General features: G+C 68.7%; 14 protein-coding genes. 8 read left to right on the top strand and 6 right to left on the bottom strand.

All coding sequences use genetic code 11. The features are described from left to right. Position 1 precedes the first annotated feature (1 nt). Positions 2-436, bottom strand: coding sequence for a DUF6325 family protein (locus CQ034_RS01690; protein ID WP_105709715.1), 435 nt, complete (start codon positions 434-436; stop codon positions 2-4). A 227-nt stretch (positions 437-663) separates the two neighbouring features. On the opposite strand from CQ034_RS01690, the gene CQ034_RS01685 reads away from it, so the two are divergent. Then, entirely contained in the window at positions 664-1050 is a 387-nt protein-coding gene (locus CQ034_RS01685) for an SHOCT domain-containing protein (protein WP_029261891.1), read from the top strand. Positions 1051-1072: 22 nt separating this feature from the next. Continuing rightward, positions 1073-1498, top strand: a complete 426-nt coding sequence (locus tag CQ034_RS01680; protein ID WP_029261892.1) for a DUF6325 family protein — start codon at positions 1073-1075, stop codon at positions 1496-1498. Between the two features lie 31 nt (positions 1499-1529). Here the strand turns inward: CQ034_RS01680 and CQ034_RS01675 are convergent, their stop codons facing one another. Both CQ034_RS01675 and CQ034_RS01670 read right to left on the bottom strand, forming a co-directional pair. Continuing rightward, positions 1530-3986: a LuxR C-terminal-related transcriptional regulator gene (locus CQ034_RS01675; protein ID WP_105709714.1), complete on the bottom strand. Its 2457-nt coding sequence runs from the start codon at positions 3984-3986 to the stop codon at positions 1530-1532. A gap of 148 nt (positions 3987-4134) precedes the next feature. Next, positions 4135-5202 carry a DUF998 domain-containing protein gene (locus CQ034_RS01670; protein ID WP_105709713.1) on the bottom strand — a complete coding sequence of 356 codons (1068 nt, stop codon included), beginning with the start codon at positions 5200-5202 and terminating at the stop codon, positions 4135-4137. 157 nt (positions 5203-5359) lie between these two features. On the opposite strand from CQ034_RS01670, the gene CQ034_RS19505 reads away from it, so the two are divergent. The 5 genes from CQ034_RS19505 to CQ034_RS01645 all read left to right on the top strand — a co-directional run bounded on the left by CQ034_RS19505 (position 5360) and on the right by CQ034_RS01645 (position 10733). Beyond that, positions 5360-6274, top strand: a complete 915-nt coding sequence (locus tag CQ034_RS19505; protein ID WP_029261895.1) for a mechanosensitive ion channel family protein — start codon at positions 5360-5362, stop codon at positions 6272-6274. Positions 6275-6345: 71 nt separating this feature from the next. Continuing rightward, on the top strand, positions 6346-7491 hold the full coding sequence (locus CQ034_RS01660; protein ID WP_258133946.1) for an AI-2E family transporter: 1146 nt from the start codon (positions 6346-6348) through the stop codon (positions 7489-7491). A gap of 126 nt (positions 7492-7617) precedes the next feature. Beyond that, positions 7618-9297, top strand: a complete 1680-nt coding sequence (locus CQ034_RS01655) for a SulP family inorganic anion transporter (protein ID WP_105709712.1) — start codon at positions 7618-7620, stop codon at positions 9295-9297. Continuing rightward, entirely contained in the window at positions 9297-9968 is a 672-nt protein-coding gene (locus CQ034_RS01650; protein WP_105709711.1) for a GAP family protein, read from the top strand. Before CQ034_RS01655 ends, CQ034_RS01650 begins: the two co-directional genes overlap by 1 nt. 48 nt (positions 9969-10016) lie before the next feature. Continuing rightward, positions 10017-10733, top strand: a complete 717-nt coding sequence (locus tag CQ034_RS01645) for a GAP family protein (protein WP_105709710.1) — start codon at positions 10017-10019, stop codon at positions 10731-10733. Between the two features lie 21 nt (positions 10734-10754). Here CQ034_RS01645 and CQ034_RS01640 read toward each other — a convergent pair whose 3' ends face one another. From CQ034_RS01640 to CQ034_RS01630, 3 genes are all read right to left on the bottom strand, one after another. After that, complete coding sequence (locus CQ034_RS01640) at positions 10755-13346, bottom strand: LuxR C-terminal-related transcriptional regulator (RefSeq protein ID WP_181156183.1); 2592 nt, start codon at positions 13344-13346, stop codon at positions 10755-10757. Positions 13347-13444: 98 nt separating this feature from the next. Next, positions 13445-14425 (bottom strand): FUSC family protein, encoded by a 981-nt coding sequence (locus tag CQ034_RS01635; RefSeq protein WP_258133942.1) that lies wholly within the window; start codon positions 14423-14425, stop codon positions 13445-13447. Positions 14426-14545: 120 nt separating this feature from the next. Beyond that, positions 14546-16219 (bottom strand): SulP family inorganic anion transporter, encoded by a 1674-nt coding sequence (locus CQ034_RS01630; protein WP_258133940.1) that lies wholly within the window; start codon positions 16217-16219, stop codon positions 14546-14548. A gap of 153 nt (positions 16220-16372) precedes the next feature. Between CQ034_RS01630 and CQ034_RS01625 the strand changes: the two genes are divergently transcribed. Continuing rightward, a complete protein-coding gene (locus CQ034_RS01625) occupies positions 16373-16840 on the top strand; it encodes a MarR family winged helix-turn-helix transcriptional regulator (protein WP_181156182.1) in 468 nt (155 codons plus the stop codon). Positions 16841-16851: the final 11 nt, after the last annotated feature.

The raw sequence follows: 16851 nt of genomic DNA, 5'->3' as shown, positions 1-16851 counted from the left end.
GTCATTCACCTTCCTGATCGAGGATGTCCATCATGGCGTTCACGACGGGTGCCGGCACGCGCTCGCTACGGAGCACCTGACCGCCGGCGGCGGCGAGGTTCTGCGCGAGGGTGCGGGCGAAAGCGAGTTCCAGGACGACGACGGCAGCGGACTGACCGGGGGCGAGAGCGCTCGCGAGGGCCTCCACGTCCTCTTCGCCGGCCAGCCCGGCGGCGATCGGCTCGAAGTCGTCGAGTCCGAGGGAGTCGTCATCCGTGTCGAGCTCGACGATCTCCACTTCCCCTGCCGCCGACTTCGACAGCAGGACGAAGTCGAGCAATCGCACGACCCCGCTGTCGACGAGGTCGGTCAGCGCGCGGAACGTCGCCGGGTCTGGACGATCGCCCTCGAACCCGACGAGGTAGAACTCGGCGGGGCCGAATCGGAAGTCATTCATGGAGTATCCCTTCTCCCGGCGACGACGTACCGGGACTCTGCGGCCATGTTCGCACTGCCGCGATCGGGGTGATCGCCGCCCTCACCCCGATCGGATGAGAACTTCGCCGTCCGGCGGCTCGACCTGCCGGGCACGGGGGTCGCCCGCTAGGGGTGAGCAGCTTTCCCGCGCCCGTGGAGGCGCTGTCACTATCGCCGTACGCAGTAACTCAACGAAAGGGGTCCGAAGTGTCCATTTGGGAAAGCTTCTGGGACATCATCTGGTGGTTCTTCTGGGTCTTCGTGTTCATCTCCTACCTGATGGTGCTCTTCAACATCGTGGCCGACCTGTTCCGGGATCACGCCCTCAACGGGTGGTGGAAGGCCGTGTGGATCATCTTCCTCATCTTCGTGCCCTTCCTCACGGCGCTCGTCTACCTCATCGCACGCGGCAAGGGAATGGGCGAACGCAGCGTCTCGGCGTACCGGGAGCAGCAGCACGCTGCCGACTCCTACATCCGCAGCGTCGCCGGATCCAGTCCCAGCGATGAGATCGACAAGGCGTCGAAGCTCCTCGCGGCGGGAACGATCACTCCCGACGAGTTCGCCGCCATCAAGACGCGCGCACTGAGCTGACATCGTGGCTGAGGTGGTCGATATGTCCCTGCAGGCGCTCGGCGACGTCGAATTCGTCGTCGTGCGCCTGGAGGACGACCGCCTCAGCCCCGACATCCTCGAAGCCCTGCTCCGACAGGTGGAGAGCGGCGCCATCCGCCTTCTGGACTTCCTTCTCATCCGCCGGCTCGGCGCGGAGGACTGGCACCTCATCGAGATCGACGCCGATGAGTTCACCCTCGCCGGTCTCGGTCTGGACACCCCTGGTCTCGTCTGCGAAGACGACGCCCGGCACTTCGCATCCGGGCTCCCCATCGGCTCCCTCGCAGCACTCATCCTCGTCGAGCCGACCTGGAGTGAACGCTTCTCCCACGATGTCGACCGTCGGGGTGATCGGATCCTCGCGACCCAACCCATCCCCGCCTCGATCGCGAACACGGTTCTCGCATCGGCGCTGCGCCAGCCCTGACGCGTCGGCGGGCGCGGAACGCGGCGCGGGGTCAGACGGTCGTCCGCACGGCCTCTCGGCGGGAGGACACCCCGAGCTTCCGGTAGATGGCGCGCTGGTGGGTCTTCACCGTGTTGATCGACACGGCCAGCTCCCGAGCGATCTCGTGCAGTGTGCGCGCCGTCTGCAACTGCTGGAACACATCGCGCTCCCGCTCCGAGAGCGTCTCCACCAGCGAGCCGGCGGCATCGTTGGCGAGGCATCGACCGATGAAGTCCTCGAACTGCGTGCCGAAATGCACGTGCTCGCCCAGCAGCTTGCGCACCGCCGCCTCACGGGGTCCGAACGGCAGCCGGATGTTCTCCCCGGAGGCGACCGCGACCGCGGCTTCGCACAACTCGTGCGCCTCGTCGTGGTGCCCGGTGTGACGGCGCAGCACGGCGGCGGTGATCAGGGTCGCTGTCTTCACGTACGACACCTCGCTGAACGCCCGCAGCGATCGCAGCATCTCCAGAGCTGCGGGGTAGTCACCGGCACGGCGCAGCACACCGGCGAGCGTGACGTTCACGACCGGCAGGTCCGGGCAGTGGAGGTACTTCCTGGCGATCCGCAACGCGCGGTCCTGTCGACCGACCGCCTCCTCGAGAACCGCGACGGACGATTCCCGAAATGCCGGCCAGGAGATACCGTGGACGACCTCGAGCGGGATGTCCTGCACGCCGATCGCCGCGCGACGGCATGTCGGGACATCACCGGTCTCGGCCGCCGTGTACGCGATCATCATCCGCGCCACGCCGGTGAAGGAACGGTCGGAACTCCCGTTGGCGATCACCGTCCCGAAAGCCCGCATCGCTTCATCGAACTCCCCCGACCAGTACGCGACGTACCCGGCGGCTGCGGCGGCGCTTCCTCCGGCGTAGGTGCTCCAGGGAAGACTCACGTCATCCTCATGATGTGCCGCGGCCAGCGATGACCTCGCATCGACGAGGCGACCCGCCCAGGTCTGGCCGAAGGCGAGATGCCCCAGGGACCGCTTCGCGAGTTCGCGATCGCCGGAGCTCTGCGCCTCCCTCGCCGCGGCCGAGAAGTACTCGAGCGGGATCATCGGGTTACCGCGGTGCCGGATCTCGGTCCACCCGAGGAGATAGTTGAGTGCCGCGCGGTCTCCGAGCTCGGTCGAATCCGCGTCGAGGAGCATCTGCCGCACCTTCGCACTCGCTTCAGCGACCTCTGACCGCTCGTCGGTGATGAACAGACGCGCGATCGGCAGGACCGCGGGCTCCGTCCCGTCGCCGGTGCGCGCGATCATCGCCTCTGCGCGCCGGAAGAGCTCGCGCGCGACGCGATGGTCGCCGAGCACATCGCTTGCGCACGCACGCACCAGGAGCACCTGCGCGTCGTCGGGCGTACGGCGCAACATGTCGATCGCCGTCTGCTCGATCTCCGCCGCGCGGGCACCGACCACGAGGCCGAGCCAGTGGTGCAGCAGCGTCTCCCTCGCGATCTCCGCATCTCCCGCACGAAGCGAGTGCGCGATCGAGGCGGTGGGGTCCGTCGCCTCGAGCGCGATGGCGGCGCGGCGATGGCAGGCCGCAGCCCGAGCGGTGTCGAGCGCGACGATGTCGGCGCACTGCTTGGCGAACGAGGTGTGCCACCGGTAGACGACGCCGTGCGGACCCTCGAAACGATCGAGGAAAAGACCGAGCCGCACGCACGTCTCCAGCAGCTCTGCCGCATCCGGACGTTCGGTCACGGCGGCGGCGAGCTCGGGAGTCAGCTCGCCGCAGACGCTGCCGTCGAGCACGAAGTCGGCGATCTCGGCCGGCAGCGCCCCGAGCACGTGTTCGCGGACGTAGGTCCCGAGGAAGCTCGACGCGCTCTGTGCGCGGGCGTCGGGTCGGGCACCGCCGATCATCATGAGCCGCACGGCGATCGGCCACCCTCTGGACTCCGCGAAGATCGTCTCGGCAGCGAGCCCGGCTCCGTCTGCGGTGCGCAGGAGCTTGACCTCCGGGGCCGTGAAGCTGAGCGTGTCCACACCGACGAAGGAAGCAGGATGCGTGAGTCGATGCCGCGAGAGGGTGACCTCGAGCAGCGTCGTCCCGACCAGCACGACCCGGAGATTCTCGGGTGCCTGCTCCGCGAGCATGCCGAGGAGCCCGGTGCGCCAGCTCTCACCGGCGCGGTGCGCGTCGTCGACGATCAGGTGCATGGGGGTGTCGAGCGCCTCGAGGGCGCCGCAGATCTCCTGATAGGCATGCTCGGGATCGTCGAGGTCCCGCGCGAGTGCGAGTGGACGCCCCGCACGCTCGGCGCCGACGAGCAGAGCATGCACGACGCCGTACGTCAGACGCGAAGGGTCGGAGTCGAAGGAACTGAGGCTGAGCCAGGCGACCTGCTCGAGCCCGGAAGCCCAGTCTGCGACCGCGGTCGTCTTGCCGAAGCCACTCGGCGCGCTGACGACCGTCAGCGGGTCGATCGCCGCTGCATCGGCGATCGCGGTGCTCACCCTTTCCCGGCGGATGGCACCCGGTTGGGGTCCGGGTGGGCGGAAGCGCACCATGGGGCCCGGCATCGTCGATCGTACGGGGGGCGACATGGCACCAAAGCTAGTGGCGTCGACGCTCCGCCCTCAAGGGCATCCTCCGGGTGATCTTTCAGTCCGCGAGACCTCTCCCGGCGTCGCGTTTGAGTGCGTCGGCGGTGCGGATGAACAGGATGATCCACGTGAAGACGACCGTCCCCGCCACCAGCTCGACCGCGGTCAGGGTGTAGTAGCCGACGGCGAAGAACACCGCGAGCAGCAGGATCAGAAGGGTGAAGACGTAGCCGACGAGCAGGAACGTGCGCGAGACGCCCGGCACCCACCACCGGACGGCGATGATCAGCACCGCGTAGGCGACCACCATCCCCGAAGCCACCCCGGTGTGCAGGGCGAAGTGCTCATCCACGGGGAACACCCCCACCAGACCGAGGAAGATGCCGACGATCACGAGGCACGTGCGCACCGAGGCGGCCCCGCGCGGATGAGGCGTCGGAATCCCCTTCGTCGCGTAGCGGGCCAGCGTCGTCACCAGGATCCCGGCGACGATCAGGGTGAGGTTGAAGGCCCGGGCGGAGAGGTCGTCCGTCATGCCGAGAGCGCTCAGGTTCTCCTTCCACCACTGCGGGTCGCTCGCCGTGAGCATGCTCGCGAGCACTCCCAGCACGAGGAACACGGCGAGAACCGTGGCCAGCAGCTGCAGGTCGAGGTGCGTGGCGGAGTAGTAGGTCACGTATGCGGTCAATGCGGCCGCGGCACCGGCCAGCATCAGCACAGGTACCGGGAACACCACAGCGCCGATGAGTCCCGCCTCGACGATCGTCGCCGCCAGGGTCCACCCGAGTAGCGCGATCATGGCGTGCGCGAAGGCGAACGCGGCGATGTCGACGATGTCGAGCACCCCGAGTCGGTCGCGCCGCGCCGGGTCGGCCGCGATGACACGCCCGAGCACGAAGACGACGATCGCCGTCACCGCCGACATCAGCGCCGCGAACTGTCCGAGCGAGTCGGGACCCGCGATCGGCGCGGACTGCAGCCGGAACACGGGCAGTGCGACGAGGGCGGCGAGGACGAACGCGAAGATCGAGATCTGGAGCCCGATGGCTTCCCGAGCGCGCTCTCGTGTGGCCCCGCGGGAGCGGGCTTCCGTGAGGAGATCGTGCCCTGCTGGCGTCGACGACATGAGCTCAGTCTCCTTCTCCGCTGCACCACCGGCGAGAGCGGCTCATCCCTTCGGGGCGATGCGGCGCCGTGAAGCGCGGCCGATGGACTCCCCGAGCAGGCCGTCCGGCCCCGCCGCACGTGTGTCGCGCCGTGCTCACCCGTTGAGGATGAGTGTCGTGGGCACCGGGGAGACGCGTCGCGCATGCTTGTCGGATGAGGTCGAGGAGCGTGGGGCAGACGTCGAGCGGACGGCGATCGTGACGCTGGGCGACCTGTTCCCGGAGGGCCTGTCGGGGTGGCAGATCGTGCTCGCGCTGCTGTCGGTGCTGATCGGCTGGCTGCTCTCGCGGCTCGCTCGCAAGGGCGTGCTGAAGTTGGCGGCGCGGACCCCGGGAATCTCCGACTCCGTCTCGCAGCTGGCTGCGCGCTTCACGCAGTACGCGCTGCTCCTGGTCGGGATCGGGGTCGGGCTGGCGTTCCTCGGGGCGAACGTGCAGCCTCTGCTCGCGATGACGGTCATCGCCGCGATCGTCCTGGTCCTGGTGCTGCGCGGTGTCGCGGACAACTTCGCTGCCGGGGTCCTGATCCAGTCCCGTCAGTCGGTGAAGATCGGCGAGGAGATCGGCATCGACGGCCCCGACGGGGTGATCCGGGGCACCGTGCAGGAGCTCAACGGTCGCTCGGTCATCCTCACGACGGTCGACGGCCGCACGGTGCACGTGCCGAACGCCGCGCTGCTCACCGGGGTCCTGGTGAACGACTCGCGTCACGGCGCTCGCCGAAGCGACGTCGACATCCGCATCGCGCGGTCAACGGGGCTCGACCTGGACGACGCGGTCACGACCATCACGGATGCGGCGAGCGGTGTCGACGGCGTGCACGCCCGCGAGCACCCGACCGTGCGCGTCGCCGCGATCTCGCCCACTCGCTGGACGCTCACCCTCCAGATCTGGCACCACCCACTGCACGGCAGTGCCGTGATCTCCGACACCGTGCGCGGCGTCGCGGAGGCTCTCGAGGCGTCGGGGCTGCAAGCCGTGGTCACGCCGCAGCAGGGGCCCCCGCCCCTCGTGCCCCCGGAGCCGTTCTGATCTCCCGGGCCGCCGGTCCGCCGTCCGCGAGGCGACCGGGCTCCCGTCCGACCGCGGGCTACGCTGGCCGCGTGAACCCCTCGCCTGCGCCCGAGCGCGCCACCGATCGCATGCTCTCCCCCAGTCTGCGCGTGCTTCTTCTGCTCGCGGCGAGCGCGGTGACGCTGGCCGGCGTGTACTTCGCGCGTGATCTGTTCGGGCCGATCGCACTCGCCATCGTGATCGTCGTCATCTGCGAGCCGCTTCGCCGCCCGCTCGATCGGCGCGGTTGGCCGCAGTGGGCGAGCACGACCGCGGTCATCGTCGTCGCCTACCTGATACTGCTGTCGATGGGCGCTCTGCTCTGGCTCGCCGGCACGCAGTTCGCGCGACTCATCGGCGACCTGGTGTCGCAGGGCGGTCTCGAGAACACCGCCGCAGAGGTGGTGGGGTGGCTGCAGTCACTCGGCCTCGACGAGGAGGCCTCGGACGCGGCAGCCTCGGTCCTCGATCCCGAGACGCTGCTCGGCGTCGCACGAAGCATCGGCGGCACCGTCCTCAGCGTCGCGACGGCGCTGTTCTTCGTCTGCGCCTACATCATCTTCATGGCGATCGATGCAGCCCGTTACGGTCGAGCGCCCGCTCTGTTCGGCGCGACGAAGGGTGCCGCCCTCGCGCGGATCTCCCGCCTGAACTCCGGCGTCCGGCGCTACTACATCGTCAATGCCACCTTCGGCGCGATCGTGGCTGTCATCGACGGGCTGGCCCTGTGGTGGATGGGCATCCCGGCGCCAGTGGTGTGGGCGATCCTCGCGTTCGTCACGAACTTCATCCCCAACGTCGGCTTCGTGGTCGGGCTCATCCCCCCGGCGATCCTCGCCTTCGTGGTCGGGGGCTGGCCGCTGCTTCTCGGCGTCATCGCGGTCTACAGCATCGTCAACGTGGTCCTCCAAGTGCTCGTGCAGCCGAAGTTCGTCAGCGATGCGGTCGACCTCAGCCTCACGCTGAGCTTCTTCTCCGTGATCTTCTGGACCTTCATCATCGGACCGCTCGGCGCGATCCTCTCCATCCCCCTCACCCTGCTCGTGCGCACACTGGTCCTCGAAGGCGATCCTGAGTCGACGTGGGTGCGCTGGCTCTCCGGCGACCACACGGCCCTGCCGCCGGAGCCCGAACCGGAACAGCGTCCCGTCGCGCGCGGTCGGAATCGGCGTCGCCGGGCGCGTGGCAACGGATGAAAGGGCACCCATGGTCTCGGTAAATCACCCGGAGGAGGTTGCGACCCGGGCATGGTCGCCGCGACCCCCACGATGGGATCGTGAACGCGAACGCGCTCGTCCGGAGCGCTCCCGAAGGGAGTCGACGTGCAACGTCCACTCGCGGGGCTGACGAGGCGCAACTTCCTCACGGAGCTGACAGCCGGCGTCACGCTGCTCGCCATCGCCATCCCCTTGAACATCGGATATGCGCAGATCGCCGGGCTCCCCCCGACCGCGGGACTGTACGCGTTGATCGTGCCGACGATCGTATACGCCCTCGTCGTCTCCTCCCGTCAGCTGGTCGCCTCCCCTGATGCGGCAGCTGCCGCACTCGTCGCCTCGTCGATCGGTGGCCTTGCCGCGGCGGGCAGCGCCGATTACGCGACGCTCGCCCTCGCACAGGCGATCATCTGCGGCGGCATGTTCGTGCTCCTCGCCGTGTTCAAGCTCGGATTCCTGGCGAACTTCCTCTCGAAGCCGATCCTGGTCGGATTCGTCGGCGGCCTCGCACTGGACATCATGGTCAGTCAGGTCGCGAAGATGCTTGGCGTCAAGATCGACTCCGGCAAGGAGTTCACGGGTAAGGTCGCCGACCTCATCGGAGGTCTCGCCACCATCAATCTCTGGGCCGTGCTGATCTCGGTGTGCTCGGTGGCGGTCCTGCTGCTGGGACGCCGGTACCTGCGCGCCATCCCCTGGGCGCTGATCGTCCTCGTGGCGACGACGCTCGTGGTCGTCCTCACGGGTCTCGATCAACGCGGTGTCGCCGTTCTGGGTGAAGTCCCCGCGGGTCCGCCCGAGCTGACCTGGCCGATGATCGATTGGTCACTCTGGCTCGCGCTGATTCCGTCCGCGATCGCGCTGACGCTGGTCACCACCGCTGAGGGGCTCCTGGTCTCGCGCTCCTACTCCGAGAAGCACGGCTATCCGTTCCATGCGAACCGGGACCTGTTCGCGTTCGGCATCGCCAACGTCGCTGCGGGAGCTCAGGGCAGCTTCGCCGTCGGATCGTCGACTTCGCGCACGGCAGCCATGGACCAGGCGGGATCGCGCACACAGTTCCCCGCACTGATCCTCGCCGTCGGAACGCTCCTGCTCCTCCTCTTCGGCACCGCTCTGTTGGCGGACATCCCCTCGCCCGCCATCGGTGCCATCGTCGGGGTCGCGATCATCCCGCTCCTCGGGATCCGCGACTTCATCGATCTGTGGCGCAAGGACCGGTTCGAGTTCCTGATCGGCGCGACCTGCTTCCTCGTCACCCTGTTCATCGGCTCGATCCCGGGCATCCTCGTCGCGTTCGTGCTCGCGCTCATCAACATCGCGCGACGCGCTTCGAATCCCGCGATCGACGTCCTGGAATCCAGCGGTGATCCGGGCGAGTCCCTGCTCGAGGACGCTCCTGCCGGAACCGTGACCGCTCCGGGGGTGATCGTCATCCGCCTGGCCGCCCCGCTCTTCTTCGCGAACGGAGCAGTCTTCTCCACCGCGGTGAAGGACGCCATCCGTTCGGCGGGCGACGGGGCCGTCCAGCACCTCGTCGTCGACATGGAGGCCGTGACCGATGTCGATGTCACGGGCGCCGAATCGTTCGCATCGCTCAAGGACTGGCTCGCGGCTCGGTCGGTGTCGCTCTCGTTCAGCAGGGTCCGCCCGAACACGCTGCACCGACTGACCAGCCTCGGGTTGCTGACGTCGGAGGACGTCTATTCGACCAACCGCTCAGCCATCACGCGTCTGGTGCCGTCATCGGCCGAACGCGAATCCCTACCGAAAGAAGACCAGTGATGGGTACCGTCATCGGAGACATGCTTCCGCTCGCACTCGGCGTCGCGATCAGTCCCATACCGATCATCGCCGCGATCCTGATGCTGCTCTCTCCGAAGGCGCGAGTGACCAGCGTCGGGTTCCTGCTCGGCTGGGTCGTCGGCATCGTGGCCGCGGTCACGGTGTTCACCCTGCTGTCCTCGATACTCCCCGCAGACGACCCCGACGTCTCCCATCCGATCCGCGGTGCGGTGCAGCTCGTGCTCGGTCTGCTCCTGTTCGTCCTGGCCTTCGGGCAGTGGCGCAAGCGGCCGAAGGCCGGTGAAGAGGCCGCCCTCCCGAAGTGGATGAAGGCCATCGACACGATCACCTTCCCGGTCGCCCTCGGGCTCGGCTTCCTGCTGTCGGCGGTGAACCCGAAGAACCTGATCATGGCGGCGGGCGCCGGCACCGACATCGGCGCGGCGGCGCTTCCGAGCGGATCCATCGTGCTGGTGATCGTCATCTACACCCTCATCGCCGCATCGACCGTCCTGGTCCCGGTGGTCGGCTATCTCATCGCCGCCGATCGCCTCCGCGGCCCGCTCGACGCCCTGCGCGGCTGGCTCGCCACCGAGAACGCCGTCATCATGGCCGTCCTGCTGCTCGTGATCGGGGTGTCCATGATCGGCAAGGGCATCGGAAGCTTCTAGACCCGTCACCGACCGGCGCGGGCGAACTCGGAGAAGAGGAGCACGGAGATGGGCGAACTGATCCTGGATCTCATCCCGGTCGCTCTGGGCGTGGTGTTGAGCCCGCTTGCGATCATGGCTCTCGTCGCGGTGCTGCTGTCGCGGAACGCGAGGGCCAATGGGATCGCGTATCTTCTCGGATGGTTCCTCGGCCTCGCCGGACTCATGGCACTCTTCCTGTGGCTGTTCCCGGTGCTGCAGGTGCATCAACGCGGCGAACCGCCCCTGTGGGTGCCACTCGTCCGCCTTCTCGTCGGTCTCTTCCTCGTCGCCTCCGCCGTCTGGGTCTATCGGAAGGGCCGGGTGCACGTCCTGCAGATGGCCGCGGCTTCGACTCCGCGCGACGTCGTGGCCGCGTCGCCCCAGCTTCCTGGCTGGCTGCATTCGGTGGAGTCTTTCCGCCCCGGGCGCACGCTCCTCCTCGGCATCGGGCTCTTCGTCCTGAACCCGGTCGACGCGTCCTGCGCCATCCTCGCCGCGCTCGACATCACCCTGTCCGACGTGGATCCGGCTGCGGGACTCTGGGTCGCAGCCGCCTTCGTCGTGGTGGGCACCCTCCCGATTGCTCTCCCCGTCGTGTACGTCGTCGTGCGGGGACGGGACGCGCAGCCACTGCTCGACCGCGTCCGCACGTGGATCGCCGGCAACACACACGTGCTCAACGCGGCTCTGCTCCTCGTGATCGGCGCCCTCCAGCTGCAGAAGGCGCTCGCGGCGTTGCTCTGAGTGACCGGCTTCCTCTGTGCGCTACTCGATCCCGAGGGCGTGCGCGGCCGCCGTCACACTGTCCCGGTCCGAGACGCCGAGCTTGCGGTAGATGTTGCGCACGTGCGTCTTGACGGTGTTCGGGGAGATGAACTCCTCCTGCGCGATCTGACGCAGCGTCGCGTTGCGGCTCAACGCCAGCAACACGATGCGTTCGCGATGCGTGAGTTCCGTGTCCACGAGCAACCCCGCGGAGATGAGACGATCACGGACGGTGTCGGCGAAGCGGGTCCGGGTTCCGGCGGTCGCACGCGCGCCCAGCAGACGGATCACGGCAGGATCGGCTGCGGCGAAACGGCGGACGTGCTCCTCCGACTCCGCCAGCGAGAGCGCCAGGGAGAGCGAGGCCTGTGCCCGCTCGGAGTCACCGGCATGCACATCGAGCGCAGCGGCGACCAGCCAGGCGTCCACCATCGAGGCCGGCAGCGCACACGTCATCGAGCCGTCGAGAACGGGGGCGAGCGTCTCGCGCGCGATCGCGTGCCGATGGTCGTGCAGAGCCGCGATCGCGCGGAGGACCACGACCTCACCACTCGTGCCGAGCGCGCGCTCGGTCTCGGCGACGAACTGGTCCCGCAGGTTCGGCTCTCCCAGGCGGTCGAACGCGTGCATGGCGAAGGCTCCCAGCATCGCGTACCAGTGCGGAGGAAGCGGCATGTCGTCGCGAGGGACCAGCGTCTCGAGCAGCGTGGTCGCCGCCGCACGCGGGTCGGGAGCGCCTTCGGCGTTCAGCAGCGCCATCAGCCCCTGCAGACCCCTCGATATCGCCGGCTCCGAACCCGAGTCGATGATCGCGGCCGCTTCACGGAAGGTCTGTTCCGCGTCGACCGCCTGCAGGCGCTCGTACGGAACCCAGTACCGCCACACTCGGGTCACTTCGTAGAAGGAGTCGTCTGGCATGCCGAGGTCGCGCCATCTGGCATCCAGTCGGGCCCCGGAGGCGAGGACATCGCGCATTCTGCCCCGGAAGAGGGCACTGGTGTTCAGGACGGCGGAGGCCTGGAGCTCCGCCGTGATCGCACCGACGGCTCGAGCCTGATCGGCAGCGGAGCGCGCATAGCGCTCGGCGCGGTCCAGGTGACCGACATACAACTCGCCCATCGCCGCCTGCAGGAACGCGTAGGTGTCGAGCTGGCTCTCTCCCGTGACCGTGTCGAACGCGCGTCCGAGCCGGTCCAGGGCTTCCTCGATCCCCCCACGTCGCACGGCGGTGTGCAGATCGAGACCCGTCAGCCACTGACGGGTCGCCGCCGACCCGTCCTGGTCGCGCACCGTCGCGAGGACGGCTGCCGCCGCAGAGGCATCGCCGCGGGCGAGCTCCGCGGCAGCGACCAGCATCTGCACGGCGGGGTCCGACCGGAGCGGAGCGGGCATCGTCCCGATCGCCTCGATCACGGCGCAGGCGTGCCCCGTCAGGATCAGTTGCATCCCGCACCGACGCAGAACCACGGAGATGCACGCCGGATCCGAGCTCTGCGTGGCGTGTCGCAGCGCAGGAAGATGCTCCTGCTGCTCGGCGAACCACTCGGCGGTTTCCTTCTCGAGGCGATCGACGACCGCCCGCCCCCGGTCCCGCAGGCGGGCAGCGAGGAACTCCCGCAGCAGCGGGTGATAGTGGTACCAGACGGGGTCGCTGCCGCGCCTCCCCATCAGCACGCTGAGCTGCACGAGTCTCTCGACGAGCGCGGCGGCGGGAGCACCGGGGGCGAGTCGGTACGCGAGGTCGAGCGAGAACGCCTCCGGGACGGAGGTGATGAGGAGGAACTCCCGCAGCTCCTCGTCCAGGTCGGCGAAGACCTCCTCGAGGAAGTAATCGACCAGCGCCGGCGCATCCCCGCGGAGCGCGCTGTCGGTGATGTCGGCGTGCGCCGCTCCAGCGAGCGCCATGAGGCGAAGTCCCGCGGCCCAGCCCTCGGTCCGCTGCAGAATCTTCGTGATCTCCCCCTGCGAAACCGCGATCCCGTTGGCGCGGAAGAAGGACCGCACCTCGGCGGGGGTGAACGCCAAATCGGCGTTGTCGAGCTCGAGAGCGATTCCGGCGATACGACGCCGCGCCACGCGGATCAGCCGCGTGCCGCGCCCGGAGAGGACGACGTGTGCGTTGCCGGGGACAGCCTGGACGAACGCCGACAGCATGTCGGCCAGGTCCGGTGTGCCGATCAGGTGGACGTCGTCGAAGACGAGCACGATGCGGCGGGGGGTCGCCCGCAGCACGCGCGCGAGGGACCGACCCGTGTCGCTCGATACCGCTCGGGGAACCTTCGCCAGGCTCTCCTGGAACCGCGCATCGTCGATCCGTTCGAGCGCCGATCGGAGAAGCGAGAGATCGACGTCACCGCGCTGGAACGAGACCCACACCACCGCGGTGTCCGGTTCCGCGTCGATCATCCGGGCCCAGCGGGCGAGGAGCCTGGTCTTGCCGGCTCCGGCCGGGGCGGTGACGAGCGTCAAGGTCCAGGGCTCGTCCATCGCGGCCGTGAGCCGGTCGAGCAGTCGTGGACGCGCGACGTCATCCTCGCCCGCCTCGGGGACGAACGTCCTCGGTGCATCGTCGTCGCCGATGCTCTCCGTCATGGGAACCCCCCGGTCCATCGTTCGACGCCAGGCCAGTAGATATCCGCAGTATGACACCGCGCAGATAAGGGCTCAAGCGCTTCCGAGAGGACGAAGGTCTAGACCGAGGGCGACCTCCGTCGAAGAGCGAGCAACGAGAGGAGAGACGGCACGGCTGCCCCGAAGAAGAGCGCCAGCCCGACGCCGAGAAGTGTCTCCAGTGCCCGCTCGAGGAAGCGTGCTCCGGGCTGCTCCGTGGAGTTCACCAGGATGAAGGTCAGGGCGATGAACGTCGTGAAGCCCGGGGCCACATACCAGCGGCTCCCCTGGGTCGCACACAGGGCACCGACGACGACGCCGGCGACGAGGCCGATGACGAGATCTCCCGGCGCGAAGACTGCGAAAGCGGCGGCGGCGAAAGCGCCGACGAGCACCGAGATCGCCCGGCCGATGCTGCGCGATATGAGCTGCCCGCGCACAGGACGCATCACCAGCAGCACCGCTGCCGTCGCCCAGCCGACGTGCTGCAGATCGAGGAGGAAGCCCACAGCGGCGGCGATCGCAGCCGCGGCACCGAGAAGGAGCCCGTAGACCAGCATCGCCCGACCTCGCGGCACAGGAGCTGCGGGCGGCGGCGGGCCATCTCGCTCCGGCCAGAGCAGGGAGACGAGCCACGCGTACAGCGATCCCGCCACCATACTTCCCGCGAGCCCGACGGCTGCCGATGACCAGGGGAAGCTCAGACCGATGCCGATCATCGGCAGGACGAGGATCAGCACGAGCTGCGCCAGGCGCCCATGCACCGCATTGATGCACGCGAGCACGGCCGCGCCGAAAACCGCGACGACGGCGACGGCGGGCACGGTGGCGAGCAGCGAACCCACGAGCAGCCCGATCGCACTGAGACCTCCGACGAGGAGGATGACCGCGCGACCGCGTCGCCGAGGCGGAAGCCGGAACGCCGCCGCGGGAAGAACACCGACGGCGAGAGCGAGACCGAGCGTCGGGCTGAAGGGAGCGACGACCATCGCGGGCAGGGCGAAAGCGATACCGAGACCGAACCTCGCCCACTGCCAGGTCAGGCCGGCCTGGTCATCCACCCCGACCGCCTCGCCGACGCGATCCGAATGCCTCTCCGCATGCCCGTCCCCCTTGTTCGCCGACGGCGGTCTCCCGCCATTCGCCCTCACGGCTCAGCCTAGGCACCGCTCGATCAGCCGTCAGCGTGCATCATCGAGTTCACCAGGGTGAACGCCGCCTCCCGCCGCCGCTGGGCGATGGGCGGTGGCGGCCGCCTCCATCCCCTCCCGCACGGTGTCGTGCACGCGACCGGCCGCGCGCAGCGCCGTGAACCACGGCGTGCGTCCGGCGACAGCGGCGGCCGGTTCAGGGAGCGCGGCCAGGTGAAGCTCCGTGTCGCGCTGCGCGAGCTCCCGGTCGAGGTTCTCGAGCGCATCGAGCACGGTGATGGTCATGACCTCCTGCTGCCTCATCCCGAGCACGAGAGCCGCGACCTCCTCTTCCTCGCCGTCGACGATCTCGAGAAGCCTGCGCTCGTTGACCAGCGCATTCGCGGTGTACAGCCCGCGCTCCAGGTGGATGCCGAGCACGCCGGCGATCCTTCCCACCACGCGGATCCTCGGGACGTTCACTTCGCGCAGCACGAGGATCAGCGTCACCACGACACCGACGGCGACGGCCGACAACAATCCCGCGGTGAGCCCGATGATCGCGACCGACAGCGCGATCCAGAAGTCGACGCGGCTGATCCGAGCCCATCGCAGCAGCTCCGGGACGTTGATGAGCCCCGCGACCGCGACGAAGACCATGGCGGCCAGGGTGGCCTCGGGCATGAGGCTGAGGACAGGCCCGAGGAACAGGGCGACCAGGACGGCGAGCACGACCGTGACGACCGTCGCCAGCTGGGATCGCGCCCCGGCGCTCTGGTTCACTGCGCTCTGCGAGAAACCACCCGCCGCGGGCATGGTGCCGAAGAACGAGCCGACGGTGTTCGCCGCACCGGTGGCGAAGAGTTCCTGGTTGCTGTCGATCTGTGGTTCGTCCGCGGTGCGCAGGCTTCGGGCGACGGCTGCGGACTCGAGAAAAGCCATGACGGCGATCGCGAGGGCACCGGGAACGAGCGCGGTGACCTGCGCCAGGTCGGGCAATCCGGGAACGGGCAGTCCGCTCGGCACGGCGGCGATGAGACTCACTCCGAGTCGGTCGATCCCGCCGAGCCAGACCAGGAGGATCCCGCCGACCACGACGACGAGTGTCCCCGGGACCTTCGGCACCCAGCGCTTCAGCACCACCAGCAGCACCACCGAGCCTGCCGACAGCGCGACCGTCGGCCAGTTGACGCTGCCGAACGCCTCTCCGACGGCGGCCAACGATCGGAAGAACCCGTGCCCCGAGAAGTTGTAGGTCTCCCCCAGCAGCTTCGGCAGCTGACCGACGGCCACCGTGGCGCCGACGCCGATCTTGAGTCCGAGCACGGTGGCCCCGCTGATGTTCTCGACGAGGGAGCCGAGTCGGCCGACCCGGGCGAGAAGCAGGATGATTCCGACCAGCAGCGTGAGCATCATCAGGGAGCCGATCGCGTCCTCCGCGCCGGCTGCGACCCCGGCGGAGACGAGGGTCGTCGCCGTGAGCGTCGCGATCGTCGAGGTCGTCGAGACGCTCATCGCCCGGCTGCCTCCGAGGGCGGCGTAGACCACCATCGGCACGATGCACGTGTACAGCCCCACCTGGACGGGAAGGTTCGCGATCGTCGCGTACGCCATCGCCTGCGGGATCACCACGGCACCGGCCGAGAGTCCGGCGACCACGTCTCGGACGACCCATCTGGTCTGGTAACCCGCCAGCGTGCTGAACAGCCAGGACGGTCTGGTCACTGCATCCTCCTGCCTCCGTGTGGTCGTCCGGCCGAGCGTACTGCGGTCGGGACTCACCATGAACCGCATCTCACCCTGCAGGGGTGGCCCTTCGCCAAGGCGGGCCACCCGCTTTAAGTTGTGCACAACTTACTTGCGTGCAATACTCATCGCATGGCCATGACCGACGAGATGGTGTGCTTCTCGCTGTACTCCGCATCACGCGCGACCACGCAGGCGTACCGCACACTCCTCGCCCCCTGGGGGCTGACCTATCCGCAGTATCTCGTGCTGGCCGCACTGTGGCTCGAAGGAGAGCAGACCATCAGCTCGCTCGGGGCGGTGATGCGACTCGACTCCGGCACGCTCTCGCCCCTCGTGCGTCGTCTGGAACAGGCGGGACTCGTCACCCGAGTCCGAGGCGAGGCCGACGAACGGGTCGTGACCGTACAGCTCACCGAACGCGGCCAGGCACTTCGCACCGAGGTCGCCCCGATCCACGGTGCGGTCGCCGAAGCTGCCGGGCTGAGCGACGACGACCGTCGGCGCGAGCTCATCGCCGAACTGCACGACATCACCGAGCGGCTCCAGCTCCTCACCGCGAGTCTCTCCGCGCCCGCCCCGGCGGACGCCACCCACTGAACCCCTCCACC

Origin of the sequence: Microbacterium sp. MYb45 (genome assembly GCF_002979655.1) — a bacterium.
Classification (GTDB): domain Bacteria; phylum Actinomycetota; class Actinomycetes; order Actinomycetales; family Microbacteriaceae; genus Microbacterium.
This window is presented reverse-complemented; position numbering and strand designations above follow the sequence as displayed.